General features: G+C 71.7%; 13 protein-coding genes. 11 read left to right on the top strand and 2 right to left on the bottom strand.

Translation table 11 applies throughout. The annotated features are described in order from the left end of the window. Nucleotides 1-25 precede the first annotated feature (25 nt). Genes ACFC51_RS01610 through ACFC51_RS01595 form a run of 4 tightly spaced genes read left to right on the top strand, consistent with a single transcriptional unit; the run spans nucleotide 26 to nucleotide 3690 of the window. Complete coding sequence (locus ACFC51_RS01610; RefSeq protein ID WP_376369109.1) at nucleotides 26-934, top strand: ABC transporter ATP-binding protein; 909 nt, start codon at nucleotides 26-28, stop codon at nucleotides 932-934. 2 nt (nucleotides 935-936) lie between these two features. Then, nucleotides 937-1707 carry an ABC transporter permease gene (locus ACFC51_RS01605; RefSeq protein WP_376527039.1) on the top strand — a complete coding sequence of 257 codons (771 nt, stop codon included), beginning with the start codon at nucleotides 937-939 and terminating at the stop codon, nucleotides 1705-1707. 51 nt (nucleotides 1708-1758) lie between these two features. Then, nucleotides 1759-3012, top strand: a complete 1254-nt coding sequence (locus tag ACFC51_RS01600) for a sensor histidine kinase (RefSeq protein WP_376369111.1) — start codon at nucleotides 1759-1761, stop codon at nucleotides 3010-3012. Between the two features lie 21 nt (nucleotides 3013-3033). Further along, on the top strand, nucleotides 3034-3690 hold the full coding sequence (locus tag ACFC51_RS01595; RefSeq protein WP_376369112.1) for a response regulator: 657 nt from the start codon (nucleotides 3034-3036) through the stop codon (nucleotides 3688-3690). A 9-nt stretch (nucleotides 3691-3699) separates the two neighbouring features. On the opposite strand, the gene glgX is transcribed toward ACFC51_RS01595, so the two are convergent. Continuing rightward, complete coding sequence (gene glgX / locus ACFC51_RS01590; protein WP_376527037.1) at nucleotides 3700-5820, bottom strand: glycogen debranching protein GlgX; 2121 nt, start codon at nucleotides 5818-5820, stop codon at nucleotides 3700-3702. 269 nt (nucleotides 5821-6089) lie between these two features. Here glgX and ACFC51_RS01585 point away from each other — a divergent pair, with 269 nt between their 5' ends. The 7 genes from ACFC51_RS01585 to ACFC51_RS01555 all read left to right on the top strand — a co-directional run bounded on the left by ACFC51_RS01585 (nucleotide 6090) and on the right by ACFC51_RS01555 (nucleotide 13060). Further along, entirely contained in the window at nucleotides 6090-7310 is a 1221-nt protein-coding gene (locus ACFC51_RS01585; RefSeq protein ID WP_376369114.1) for an Ig-like domain-containing protein, read from the top strand. Nucleotides 7311-7514: 204 nt separating this feature from the next. Further along, nucleotides 7515-8765: an Ig-like domain-containing protein gene (locus ACFC51_RS01580; RefSeq protein WP_376526447.1), complete on the top strand. Its 1251-nt coding sequence runs from the start codon at nucleotides 7515-7517 to the stop codon at nucleotides 8763-8765. Between the two features lie 80 nt (nucleotides 8766-8845). Further along, complete coding sequence (locus tag ACFC51_RS01575) at nucleotides 8846-9613, top strand: enoyl-CoA hydratase/isomerase family protein (protein ID WP_376369116.1); 768 nt, start codon at nucleotides 8846-8848, stop codon at nucleotides 9611-9613. Between the two features lie 251 nt (nucleotides 9614-9864). Continuing rightward, the gene (locus ACFC51_RS01570) at nucleotides 9865-10380 is read left to right on the top strand and encodes an ATP-binding protein (protein WP_376369117.1); all 516 of its coding nucleotides are present in this window, start codon (nucleotides 9865-9867) and stop codon (nucleotides 10378-10380) included. A gap of 384 nt (nucleotides 10381-10764) precedes the next feature. Further along, nucleotides 10765-11571: a polysaccharide deacetylase family protein gene (locus ACFC51_RS01565; RefSeq protein ID WP_376369118.1), complete on the top strand. Its 807-nt coding sequence runs from the start codon at nucleotides 10765-10767 to the stop codon at nucleotides 11569-11571. Then, entirely contained in the window at nucleotides 11571-12743 is a 1173-nt protein-coding gene (locus ACFC51_RS01560; RefSeq protein WP_376526444.1) for a beta-propeller fold lactonase family protein, read from the top strand. Before ACFC51_RS01565 ends, ACFC51_RS01560 begins: the two co-directional genes overlap by 1 nt. 101 nt (nucleotides 12744-12844) lie before the next feature. Next, complete coding sequence (locus ACFC51_RS01555) at nucleotides 12845-13060, top strand: EF-hand domain-containing protein (RefSeq protein ID WP_376369120.1); 216 nt, start codon at nucleotides 12845-12847, stop codon at nucleotides 13058-13060. Nucleotides 13061-13099: 39 nt separating this feature from the next. Here ACFC51_RS01555 and ACFC51_RS01550 read toward each other — a convergent pair whose 3' ends face one another. Next, entirely contained in the window at nucleotides 13100-13501 is a 402-nt protein-coding gene (locus tag ACFC51_RS01550; protein WP_376369196.1) for a GntR family transcriptional regulator, read from the bottom strand. Between the last annotated feature and the right edge of the window lie 39 nt (nucleotides 13502-13540).

Below are 13540 nucleotides of genomic sequence, written 5' to 3'. Positions count from 1 at the left end.
CCCGCCCGCCGGAATCCTTGCGGGCATGGCAATCATCGAAGTGAACGGGATCCGCAAGGCCTACGGCGGCCGCCCCGCGGTCGACGGGGTCGGATTCTCCGTCGAGGAGGGGGAGATCTTCGGCATCCTCGGCCCCAACGGAGCCGGCAAGACCACCACCGTCGAATGCGTCGAAGGGCTGAGGGTGCCCGACTCGGGCACCGTCCGGGTCGCCGGGCTAGATCCGGCCACCGAGCGCCGGGCGGTCACCCAGCTGCTGGGCGCACAGCTCCAGGAGAGCGAGCTCCAGCCCAAGCTGACCGTCGAAGAGGCCCTGGAGCTCTACAGCGCCTTCTATCCGCGACCCGCAGACCGCAACGCGCTCGCCGAACGGCTCGGGCTCCACGAGCACCTCGGCCGCCGCTTCGCCGGGCTGTCCGGTGGCCAGAAACAGCGGCTGTTCATCGCGCTCGCGCTCATCGGCAACCCGAAGGTGGTCGTGCTGGACGAGCTCACCACCGGCCTCGATCCCCGCGCGCGCAGGGACACCTGGCGACTCATCGAGGAGATCCGGGACAGCGGGGTGACCGTCCTGCTGGTCACCCACTTCATGGAGGAGGCCCAGCGGCTCTGCGACCGGGTCGCGGTGATCGACAGGGGCCGGCTCGTCGCGCTCGACACCCCCGGCGGCCTGACCGGCGGAGCGGCGGGATCGACCGCCATCTCCTTCGTCCCCTCGGAGCCGATCGCGTACGCCGAGCTCGCAGCGCTGCCGGGCACCGCCTCCGCCGACGTGACCGGTCCCGGCGGGCGGGTGGTCGTCCACGGCACGGACGAGACCGCCAACGCCGTGATCACGCTCCTGGCCCGCCGCCGCATCACCGCCCGTCAGCTGCGCGTCGCGGAGGCGGGCCTGGACGACGTGTTCCTCGACCTCACGGAACGGACCTCATGACCATGCCCGCCATCGGCACGACCGCATCCCGCCCCGCCCCGCTCGCCGCCGTCCTCAGGGCGGAGACGCGGCTCTTCCTGCGCGAACCCGGCAGCCTGTTCTGGATCCTCGCCTTCCCGGCCGTCCTGATGACGATCCTGGGCCTCGTCCCGTCCTTCAGGAAGGCCGACGACGCCCTCGGCGGCCGCAGCGTCATCGACCTGTACGTACCGGTGGCCGTGCTGCTGGCCATGATCATGGCCGGACTCCAGGCCATGCCGCCGGTCCTCACCGGTTACCGCGAACGCGGGATCCTGCGGCGGATGTCGGCCACGCCGGTGCGCCCCTCGGCCCTGCTCGCCGCGCAGATCGTGCTGCACGGCGCGGCATCGCTGGGATCCGCGGCCCTCGTCCTGGCCGTCGGGCGCGTCGCGTTCGGTGTGCGGCTGCCGGGACAGGTACCCGGCTACGTGACGGCCCTCCTCCTCGCCGTCACGTGCGTCCTCGCCCTCGGCGCGACGATCTGCGCGCTGTCCCGGACGTCGAAGATCGCGACCGCCGTCGGCTCGGTCGCCTACCTCCTGATGATGTTCACCGCCGGGGTCTGGGTGCCGGTCCAGACCATGCCGGACCTGCTGCGCACGATCGTCGAGTTCACCCCCTTCGGGGCCGCGTCCCAGGCCCTGGACCAGGCGGCCTCGGGCGACTGGCCGGGCTTCGCGCACCTCGGCGTCATGGTGGTGTGGACCGCGGCACTGGGCGCGGCCTCGACCCGGCTCTTCCGCTGGGAGTGACCTGGGGGCCGCGCACGGGGGAGACTGGAGGGAACGGGGGAGGGGTGTGCCATGGGTGGCGTCAGGACGGTCGAGCAGCGCTGGGAGCAGTTCTACCGGCACGGCCCGAACACCCTGCTCGGCATCGGCACCCTGATGGCCGCACTCTCCGCGGACCTCGTCGGGATGTCCGAGGACGACCGGTACGCCACGGCCGTCCTCGTCGCGGTGGCCTCCGCGCTCCAGCTGTGGTGGGGGCGGGCCAGGTCCGGGGCGCCCGCGCGCGGGACCGCCGCCCGGAGCTACTACGTGCTCCGGACCCTCATCGCGTTCGCCCTCTGCTGGTACAACCCGTTCTTCTCCGTCTTCGCCATATCCGGCTACTTCGACGTCGCCGAACTGGTGCCCGGACGTTTCATGCGTGCCGGCCTGTTCTGCACCGCCGTGACCATGGCGGGCAGCCAGTCCGGCGGCGGCATGCCCCCGGCCTCCCTCACCAACTGGGCCGCCTTCGGCGCACTCCTCGTCCTCCACTTCTCCCTCGCCCTGCTCTTCGGCAGCATCAGCGCCCGCGAGACGGAGCGGACCGCGCGTCAGACCGCGACCATCACCGAACTGGAACGCGCCAACACCCGTCTGGAGCAGGCACTCGCCGAGAACGCCGCCCTGCACGCCCAGCTCCTGGTCCAGGCGCGGGAGGCCGGCGTGGCCGACGAGCGGAGGAGGCTCGCCGCCGAGATCCACGACACCCTCGCGCAGGGCCTGACGGGGATCATCGCCCAGCTCCAGGCCGTCACCTCGACCGAGGACCCCGCCCTGGCCCGGGAGCACCTCGACCGCGCGGCGGGGCTCGCCCGGCACAGCCTCGCCGAGGCCCGCCGCTCCGTGCACGACCTCGTGCCGGCCGCCCTGGTCCACGACGACCTGCCCGGAGCACTGAAGGCGACCGTCACGGCATGGGTGGAGCGCACCGGCGTACGGGCGGACCTCACCGTCACCGGTACCGTCGAGCCGCTGCACGACGAGGTCGGCGCCACCCTGCTCCGCATCGCCGAGGAGGCACTCGCCAACACGGCCCGGCACGCCGGGGCGGCACGGGCCGGAGTGACTCTCTCCTACATGGGCGACGAGGTCGCCCTGGACGTCCGCGACGACGGGTGCGGCTTCGACCCGGCGGCCCTGCCCCCGCGCAGCGGCACGGGAGGCTTCGGACTCGGCGGGATGCGCGCCCGTGCCGAGCGGATCGCGGGGACGGCCGAGGTCGAGACGGAGCCGGGGCGGGGCACGGCCGTCTCCGCCCGGGTACCCCTGGTACGGCGTACCTGACGGCCGGTAACCTGGGCCGCCATGACCGGCACCACGGGAACCGCGCGCGTCATCACGCTGCTCGTCGTCGACGACCACCCCGTCGTACGGGACGGTCTGCGCGGGATGTTCGCCTCGGCACCCGGCTTCGAGGTGCTCGGCGAGGCCGCGGACGGGGTGGCCGCCGTGGAGCTCACGGCCCGCCTGGACCCCGATGTCGTCCTGATGGACCTGCGGATGCCCGGCGGCGGGGGCGTGGCGGCCATCGCCGAACTGGCCCGGCTCGGTGCCCGGTCCAGGGTGCTCGTCCTCACCACGTACGACACCGACTCCGACACGCTGCCCGCCATCGAGGCGGGTGCGACCGGCTACCTCCTCAAGGACGCGCCCCGCGAGGAGCTCTTCACCGCGGTGCGCGCGGCTGCGGACGGCCGCGCGGTCCTGTCGCCCGCCGTGGCCTCACGCCTCATCTCGCGGGTGCGCACCCCTGGTGCGCCCGCCCGCGAACCGCTGTCCGCGCGGGAGCGCGAGGTGCTCCGGCTCGTCGCCCGGGGAACCTCGAACCGGGAGATCGCCGCCGAGCTGTTCATCAGCGAGGCGACCGTGAAGACCCACCTCACCCACGTCTTCGCCAAACTGGGCGCGAAGGACCGGGCGGCGGCCGTCGCCACCGCCTACGAGCGCGGCATCCTCGGCTGACCGGGTCCGTCACCCCGCCACCCGCAGCAGCAGCACCGACCTGCCCTCCACCGTGAGTTCGGCACCACCCTGGTGGAGGGTGCCCGGGGCCGTGGACTGGTCCTCGCGCGAGGTGTCCAGCACCAGTTCGTAGGACTGGGCCCAGGGCGGGCCCGGGAGCCGGAACGCGCAGGGCCGGTGGTCCGCGTGGAGGACGGCGAGGAAGCTGTCGTCGGTGATCTGCCCGCCCCGGGCGTCCCGGCCCGGGATGTCGCGCCCGGAGAGGTAGAGGCCGAGCGTCGCCGCGGGCGCGTACCAGTCGCCGTCCGTCATCTCCTCGCCCCGCGGGGTGAACCACGCCAGGTCCCGCAGCCCGTCGGGGGCCTGCGGCGTCCCGGCGAAGAAGGCGCGGCGGCGCAGCACCGGGTGGCGGTGGCGCAGGGCCAGGACCCGGGCGGTCAGCTCGGTCAGCTCCCGCCACCGGGGGTCCTCCAGGAGCGACCAGTCCACCCAGCTGACCTCGTTGTCCTGGCAGTAGGCGTTGTTGTTGCCCCCCTGGGTGCGTCCCATCTCGTCGCCGGCCACCAGCATCGGCACCCCGGTCGACAGGAGCAGGGTGGTCAGGAGGTTGCGCAGCTGCCGGCGGCGCAGGGCGTTGACGTCGGCGTCGTCGGTCTCGCCCTCCGCGCCGCCGTTCCAGGAGCGGTTGTCGTTCGTGCCGTCCCGGTTGCCCTCGCCGTTGGCCTCGTTGTGCTTGTGGTCGTAGCTGACCAGGTCGCGCAGGGTGAAACCGTCGTGTGCGGTGACGAAGTTGACCGAGGCGTACGGGCGTCTGCCGCCCCAGGCGTACAGGTCGCTCGATCCGGTGAGCCGGTACCCGATGTCGCGCACGTCCGGGAGCGCGCCGCGCCAGAAGTCCCGTACGGCATCGCGGTAGCGGTCGTTCCACTCGGTCCACAGCGGCGGGAACGCCCCCACCTGGTAGCCGCCGTTGCCGACGTCCCACGGCTCGGCGATCAGCTTGACCCGGCGCAGGACGGGGTCCTGGGCGATCACGGCGAGGAAGGGGGAGAGCATGTCGACGTCGTGCATCGAGCGGGCGAGCGCGGCCGCGAGGTCGAAGCGGAAGCCGTCGACGCCCATCTCCGTCACCCAGTAGCGGAGCGAGTCCGTGATCAGCCGGAGGACCTGCGGCTGCACCACGTGCAGGGTGTTGCCGCAGCCGGTGTAGTCGGCGTACCGGCGGGCGTCCGGCTGGAGGCGGTAGTAGCCGCGGTTGTCGATCCCGCGCAGGGACAGCATCGGGCCGAGCTCCCCGGCCTCGGCGGTGTGGTTGTAGACCACGTCCAGGATCACCTCGATCCCGGCGTCGTGCAGGGCGCGCACCATCTGCTTGAACTCGCCGACCTGCTGGCCGGCGGTGCCCTTCGCGGCGTAGCCGGCGTGCGGGGCGAAGTAGCCGATCGAGTTGTAGCCCCAGTAGTTGTGCAGTCCGCGCCGCAGCAGATGGTCCTCGTGCGCGAACTGGTGGACGGGGAGCAGCTCGACCGCCGTGACCCCGAGGCGCCGCAGGTGGCCGATCGCGGCGGGGTGGGCGAGCCCGGCGTAGGTGCCGCGCAGCTCCGGCGGGATGTCCGGGTGGAGCTTGGTGAAGCCGCGCACGTGCAGTTCGTAGATGACCGAGTCCGCCCACGGCGTCTTGGGCCTGCGGTCCTCCGCCCAGTCGTCGTCGTCGTGCACGACGACGGCCTTGGGGACGTACGGCGCGGAGTCCCGGTCGTCGCGCACGGTGTCGGCGACGTGCTGCTCCGGCCAGTCCCTCACATGGCCGTACACCTCGGGCGGCAGGGTGAACGAGCCGTCCACCGCCCGTGCGTAGGGGTCGAGGAGCAGCTTCGCGGCGTTCCACCGGGCTCCGGTCCAGGGGTCCCAGCGGCCGTGCACCCGGTAGCCGTAGCGCTGGCCCGGAGGTACGCCGGGGACGAAGCCGTGCCAGATCTCATGGGTCAGCTCGGTGAGCGGCAGCCTGGTCTCGGTGCCCCGCTCGTCGAAGAGGCAGAGCTCGACGGCCTCCGCCCCGCCGGCCCAGAGGGCGAAGTTGGTGCCGGCGACGCCGTCCGGTCCGGTCCGGTAGCGGGCCCCCAGCGGCATCGGGGCACCCGGCCATACGGGTGGTCTGTCCGGCCCGTCCCCGAGGGCCGCTCCGGTGGCCACCGCTCTCCCCGTCGTACGCGGCGTTTCCTCCTGCTCGGCTGTGCTCGACACCTCTCAGCCTCCTGCGGCTCGTAGGAGCGGCCACCCGTAGGGAGGAGTACGCGGCGTCCCGGCCGCGGCCTTCCTGGCGGTGTCCTTCCCTCTGTTCTGCCCACCGGGGGGCCCGCACTCACGTTTCCCCGGAGCGGCGGTGTCGTTGGGGGAGCGTGAACCACGTAGCGAAGAGAGCGCGGGCCGGTTCGGCCGCCGTGCTGACATGGGCAGGACTGTTCACCGTGCTGGCCGTACTGACCGGCTGCACCGGGGCGACGTCGTTCTTCGGGGACGACCGTTCGCCCGGGGACGCCATCCGGATCGTCCCCGGGGACGGTGCCGAGAACGTCGGGGCGGACAGCCGGCTGGAGGTGACCGTCCCCGACGGGCGGCTGGAACGGGTGAAGGTGACGCGGACGCAGGACGCGGAGCACCAGGAGGTGCCGGGCCGGATCGCCGAGGACGGCCGCTCCTGGGAGCCCCGGGACGACGGGTACCGGCTGGGGCTGGCCGGGAAGTACAGCGTGGAGGCCGTGGCCGTCGACGGTGACGGCCGTCGCTCGGCCCGCAGCACCACGTTCACCACGCTGGTCCCCGAGGACCGCTTCATCGGCTACTTCAAGCCGGAGAACCGCTCCACCGTGGGCACCGGCATGATCGTCTCCTTCGACTTCAACCGGCCCGTCACGCGCCGGGCCGAGGTGGAGAAGGCCATCAGGATCACCACGGAGCCCGAGGTCGAGGTGGTGGGCCACTGGTTCGGCAAGGACCGCCTCGACTTCCGCCCCGCGGCCTACTGGGAACCGGGCACCCAGGTCACCGTCGACGTGGGCCTGCGCGACGTCGAGGGCGCGCCGGGGGTGTACGGCAGCCAGCGGAAGAAGGTGACCTTCCGGGTGGGCCGCTCCCAGACGTCCGTGGTGGACGCCGCGGCGCACACCATGGAGGTGAGCCGCGACGGCGAGGTCGTCAGCAGCGTGCCGATCACCGCCGGGGCGGCGAAGACCACGACGTACAACGGGAAGATGGTGGTCTCCGAGCTGCACGACGTGACCCGCATGGACGGCAGCACCGTCGGCTTCGGCGGTGAGTACGACATCAAGGACGTCCCGCACGCCATCCGGCTGACGAAGTCCGGCACCTTCCTGCACGGCAACTACTGGGAGTCCCCGGACATCTTCGGGTCCGAGAACACCAGCCACGGGTGCATCGGGCTCCGCGACGTGAAGGGCGGCAGCTCGGACACACCGGCCGGCTGGTTCTTCGAGCGGACGCTCGTGGGCGATGTCGTCGAGGTCGTCAACTCCGCGGACGGCACCGTCGCTCCGGACAACGGCCTCGGTGGCTGGAACGTCGGCTGGGCGCAGTGGAAGGCCGGTTCGGCCCTGCGCTGATCCCCGCTCCGACCTGCGAAGGTCCCGGAGGCGCCGCCTCCGGGACCTCCGTACGGCGGTCCGGGACGACTTGGGACGGAACGGTGACGTTCCGGGGGAGTTCTCCTCGCGCGCGGTGTGATTATCTTGCGCCGAGCACGCATGTACAGCGTGCGGGAGTGCGGGCCATGGCGGGGCCAGGCCGTGCGAGGGGAGACGACCACATTGAACGGGCAGCCGATATCGGGGGCATGGGCCGGCGCGGGCGGGGAACGGCGTGGGCGCGGAGCCCGCGCACTCCCGGCACTGGCACTGGGCGCGCTGCTGTTGCTGGTGACCGCGTGCGGAGGCAGCGGAGCCGCCGCCGAGAAGGACGGCAAGGGGCCGGCCGCGAAGACCGAGGACACCAGCGCCTCGCAGGCGGTGGTGACCATCGCGCCCAAGGACGGCGCCGACTCCGTGGCGACCAGCGGGGCACTGAAGATCTCGGCGTCCAAGGGCACGTTGAGCGCGGTCAAGGTCGCCGACCCCAAGGGCAAGGAGATCGGGGGCAGGATCGCGAAGGACGGCCTGAGCTGGGTGCCCGACCGCCACCTGGCCGCCGCGACCAAGTACACCGTGCACGCGGTCGCCAAGGACGCGAAGGGCCGCCAGTCGGCCAAGGACACCACCTTCACCACGCTCGTCCCGCAGAACACCTTCATCGGCCAGTACACCCCCGAGGACGGGTCGACCGTCGGCGTGGGCATGCCGGTCTCGATCCACTTCACGCGCGGCATCACCGACCCGGCGGCCGTCGAGAAGGCGATCGCCGTCACGGCCGAGCCCGCCGTGGAGATCGAACCCCACTGGTTCGGCAACGACCGCCTCGACTTCCGCCCCGAGAACTACTGGGCGGCCGGCACGAAGGTGACCCTGCGGCTCGATCTCGACGGCGTCGAGGGACGGCCCGGGGTCTACGGCAAGCAGGCCAAGACCGTGAGGTTCACCATCGGCCGCAGCCAGGTGTCCACGGTCGACGCGAGCTCCCACCGGATGAAGGTCGTCCGTGACGGCAAGCAGATCAAGGACATCCCGGTCTCCGCGGGCGCCCCGGCCACGACCACGTACAACGGCCAGATGGTCATCAGCGAGAAGCTCAAGGTGACCCGGATGAACGGTGACACCGTCGGCTTCGGCGGCGAGTACGACATCAAGGACGTGCCGCACGCGATGCGCCTGTCGACGTCGGGCACCTTCATCCACGGCAACTACTGGGGCGGGTCGGGCATCTTCGGCACGACCAACACCAGCCACGGCTGCGTCGGTCTGCGGGACGTGCGCGGCGGCTGGGACGGCAAGACCCCGGCCGCCTGGCTCTTCGACAACTCCCTGATCGGTGACGTCGTCATCGTGAAGAACTCCGAGGACAAGGTGATCCAGCCGGACAACGGCCTCAACGGCTGGAACATGGACTGGTCGGAGTGGACCGCGTAGGTCCCGCCGTACGGAGGGGCCCGGTGCTGTGACCAACGGCACCGGGCCCCTTCGCGTTAGCGGCGGTTAACCTGCCTCCCATGACCGTAACCCTCGAAGTACGCGACAACGTCGGCACGATCCGGCTGGACCGGCCGCCCATGAACGCCCTGGACGTCGCCGTCCAGGACCGGCTGCGCGAGCTCGCCGAGGAGGCGGGCCGGCGCGACGACGTGCGGGCCGTGATCCTCTACGGCGGCGAGAAGGTGTTCGCGGCGGGTGCGGACATCAAGGAGATGCAGAAGATGGACCACGCCGCGATGGTGGTGCGGTCCAGGGCCCTCCAGGAGTCCTTCACCGCGGTGGCGCGCATCCCCAAGCCCGTGGTCGCGGCCGTCACCGGCTACGCTCTGGGCGGCGGCTGCGAGCTGGCGCTCTGCGCCGACTTCAGGATCGCCGGGGACACCGCGAAGCTGGGCCAGCCGGAGATCCTGCTGGGGCTCATCCCCGGCGCGGGCGGCACCCAGCGCCTGGCCCGGCTGGTGGGTCCGTCCCGTGCCAAGGACCTGATCTTCACGGGCCGTCAGGTGAAGGCCGAGGAGGCGCTCGCGATCGGCCTGGTGGACCGGGTGGTCCCCGCGGCGGAGGTGTACGAGCAGGCGCACGCCTGGGCCGCCCGGCTGGCGCGGGGGCCTGCGCTCGCCCTGCGGGCCGCCAAGGAATCCGTGGACGCGGGGCTGGAGACGGACATCGACACGGGCCTGACGGTCGAACGGAACTGGTTCGCCGGTCTGTTCGCCACCGAGGACCGGGAGCGCGGCATGCGCAGCTTCGTGGAGGAAGGCCCGGGCAGGGCCGAATTCCTCTGACCGAGCGTGAGTTGCGCACACCGGAGCGCGCGTTCATCCGTGCGGGCGGATTAGCTGGACCTTAAGAGAACCTTAAGGTCCAGCACCCGTGGCGCCCGTGCAATTGCTCGGTCCACCCCCGTCGCCGCAGGTGGGTGTGGCCGTACAGGCTCCCTTTCTGCCTCTGGCATATGCCGGAGAACCGGCCCGGAATGACTGGTTCCGGGAGAGGGATTCTGTCGGAACGGTCACGGAGAGCGTTCCGTGCGGCCATGATGGTGGGCATGGCGGGCCTGGAGGGTGTGGAACAGCCGCGACCGCGCAGCGGCGCGACAGCGGCACGCTGGACGACTGCCGTCGAAGACGAACAGGCGTTCAAGGCGCTGGAGTTGTTCGGAAATCCGACGGAGGGCGAAGTCCGGCTGCCCTCCCGTCCGGAGTCCGCGGCGACCGCCCGGCGGATCACCTCGTGCGTGATGCTGCGTCAGTGGCAGCTTCCGCCGCAGACCGCCGAATACGGAGTGCTACTGGTCTCCGAGCTCGTGGGCAACGCGGTCCGGCACACCGGGGCGCGGATCTTCGGCCTGAGGATGCTGAGGCGCCGCGGGTGGGTCCGCATCGAGGTGCGCGATCCCTCGCGCGGGCTGCCGTGCCTGATGCCCGTCCGTGAGACGGACGTCAGCGGGCGGGGTCTCTTCCTGGTCGACAAGCTCTCCGACCGGTGGGGTGTGGACCTCTTACCCCGCGGCAAGACCACCTGGTTCGAGATGCGCACCACGGACCGCTGACACGCAGAAGCCCCCGGTCGGCCGGTGTGTGGCGTGTCGGGGGCTCCTGAGGGGGCCGTGGAATGGGGGGTGTGTCCACGGCCGCACAGGGGACCTGGCTCGGGTCGGAGGAGGTCGTGCTCCGACTATGGCAGACGGGCGACTCCGGAGCCAAAGCCGCAAAACGGGCAATGCGTAAACAAGCCCACTATTTGGGTTCTGAATCGAAGGTGCGATGGGTCACTTGCCTGGCATTCTTTGTGTATGTAATGGCTTCTCTGGGTGATTCATTGAGTACCTGAGGGGCGTATCTCTTCACATATTCTGCCCATCCAGTCCTTTTCGTCCTACTGTGTCTCGGGTCTCGGGGAAACAGCACCCGACCGACCCGCGAGGTGGACGGCCATGGACGGTCGCAGGGCACCGGTGCCCCGCCGCAGCGCCCTGCGTGCGGCGGCGGGCGCCCTCCTGGCAGGCGCGGCCGCCGCGGGCTGCGCTCCGGGCGAAGCGACCCGGGCCGCTCCCGAGGCGCGGAGCTCCGGGAACGCGCAGAACCTCCGGAAGGCCCACGGCGCCGCACGCCCGGCCGCCACCGCGCACCGCTTCCCCGGGCAGCCGGTCCAGATCGCGCACGGCCCCCGCGACCGCCCCCGGGTCGCCCTCACCTTCCACGGCCAGGGAGACCCCCACCTGGCCCGCGCCGTCCTCGCCGAAGCCGAGCGGGCCGCCGCCCGGCTCACCGTCCTGGCGGTCGGCAGCTGGCTCGACCAGTACCCCGGCATGGCCCGCCGGATCCTCGACGGAGGCCATGAGCTCGGCAACCACACCCAGAGCCACCTCGACATCAACGCCATGGACGAGAAGCAGGCGTACGAGGAGATCACCGGCTGCGCCCGGCGGCTGCGCCGGCTCACCGGCTCGGCCGGCACCTGGTTCAGGCCCTCGCGCGCCCAGTACGCCACCCCGCTCGTCCAGGACCTCGCCCGCCGGGCCGGGTACCCGCACGTGCTCTCCTACGACGTGGACTCCCTCGACTTCACGTCCCCCGGGGTCGCGGCGGTGACCCGGAAGGTCGCCGGTGAGCTCCGCAACGGCTCCGTGGTGAGCCTGCACTTCGGCTACCGGGACACCATCGCCGCCCTGCCCCTCCTCCTCACCGAGATCGACCGGCGCCAACTGCGCGCGGTGACCACCACGGAGTTGTTGACCTGATGCCTCCCTCGCCGCGCGCCCTCACCGCCGCCGCCCTGCTCCTCGCCGCGCTCGCCGGCTGCGCCGCCCCTTCCGGCGGCGCGCGGTCCGAGCCCTCCCGCACCGAGGCGGCGGCCCGGCCCGACCGGCCCGCCGCCCCGCCCGGGCTGCCCGGCATGCCTCCCGTGCTCGACCCCCGGGACGTCTACGCGGCGGACCGGGCGGGGCGGCTGGCGCCGGCCGTCAAGGACTTCCCCTCCCGGGTCTACGTCCCCAACACCAACTCCAACACGGTGACGGTGATCGACCCGGCGACGTACAAGGTCATCGAGACCGTCCCGGTCGGGAACCAGCCGCAGCACGTCGTGCCCTCCTGGGACCTGAAGACGCTCTGGGTCAACAACGACCTCGGGGACAGCCTCACCGCGATCGACCCGGCGACCGGGAGGAAGGGCCGGACGGTCGACGTCTCCGACCCGTACAACCTCTACTTCACCCCGAACGGCCGGTACGCCGTCGTCATGGCCTCGATGGACCGCGAGCTGGTCTTCCGCGATCCGAGGACCATGAAGGTGGCGAAGACCGTGCCGGTGGACTGCGCGGGCGTCAACCACGCGGACTTCTCGTCGGACGGCCGGTACTTCATCGTCTCCTGCGAGTTCTCCGGTGAACTGCTCAAGGTCGACACGGAGAGGATGGAGGTCGTCGGGCAGCAGAAGCTGCCGATGCAGGGCGCGATGCCCCAGGACGTGAAGCTCTCCCCGGACGGCACGACCTTCTACATCGCCGACATGATGGCCCACGGCATGTGGGTGCTCGACGGCAAGGCCTTCACCACCCCGAAGCTGCTGCCGACGGGCAAGGGAGCCCACGGCCTCTACGTGAGCCGGGACTCCGCCGAGATGTACATCTCCAACCGGGGCGAGGGGTCCGTGTCGGTCTTCGACTTCGCCCGGAACGAGCTCACCAAGAAGTGGCACCTCCCCGGCGGTGGCAGCCCCGACATGGGCGGCGTCTCGGCGGACGGCAAGGTGCTCTGGCTCTCCGGACGCTACGACGCCGAGGTGTACGCCATCGACACGGCCAGCGGCAAGGAGCTCGCCAGGATCCCGGTCGGCAGCGGGCCGCACGGACTGGCCGTCTATCCGCAGCCGGGCCGCTACTCGCTGGGCCACACGGGAGTCTTCCGCTGACGGCGGCCCGGCGGCGGGCCTGCCCGCCGCCCGCCGGATCCGCCGCCCGGCCCGCCGGATAATCTGACCCCCTCAGCAATGCTCAACGAAGGGGCGGAACAGTGGCGGACATCGAGTCGGCACGCAAGGCATTCGAGCGCTTCGACCAGAACAGCGACGGCAGCATCACGGCCTCCGAGTACAAGAGCGCCATGGCGCAGCTCGGTGACCACCACGTCACCGAGACGGTGGCGCAGGCCGTCATCAAGGCCCACGACACCAACGGCGACGGCGAGCTCACGTTCGACGAGTTCTGGGCCTCGCAGAACAAGGGCTGACCCGCACCGGACCGTCCCGGACTCCGGGCGGCCCGGCGCTCAGCCCTCCGGGGCGGAGGGGTGGGCGGCCTCGAAGGAGGACCGGAAGAGGGCCTGGATCTCCTCGGGGCCGAGGCCCTCCTCGCGCGCCCGGTGCAGCCACTCGTTCAGCGCGGCGCGCAGCGGCCACTCGGGGCCGGACCCCGGCTCGGTGAGGGTGCGGGTGATGAAGGTCCCCGCCCCCTGGCGCACCTCCGCGAGCCCCGCGCGCTCCAGTTCCCGGTAGGCCTTGAGCGTCGTGTTCGGGTTGACCTTCGTGGCGGCGGCCACCTGCGCCGCCGTGGGCAGCCGGTCGCCCTCCTCCAGCGCACCCATCCGCAGGGCCTGTTCGACCTGCCGGACGATCTGGAGATACGTCGCCACTCCACTGCGGCGGTCGATGCGGAACACGACCACGGACATCACCTTCCGCTCGATCGATGACACTGTACGGAGAGAATG

Source organism: Streptomyces sp. NPDC055962 (assembly GCF_042270185.1).
In the GTDB taxonomy this organism is placed as follows: domain Bacteria; phylum Actinomycetota; class Actinomycetes; order Streptomycetales; family Streptomycetaceae; genus Streptomyces.
Note: the sequence above shows the minus strand (reverse complement) of the source record. Positions and strands in the feature narration are given on the sequence as shown.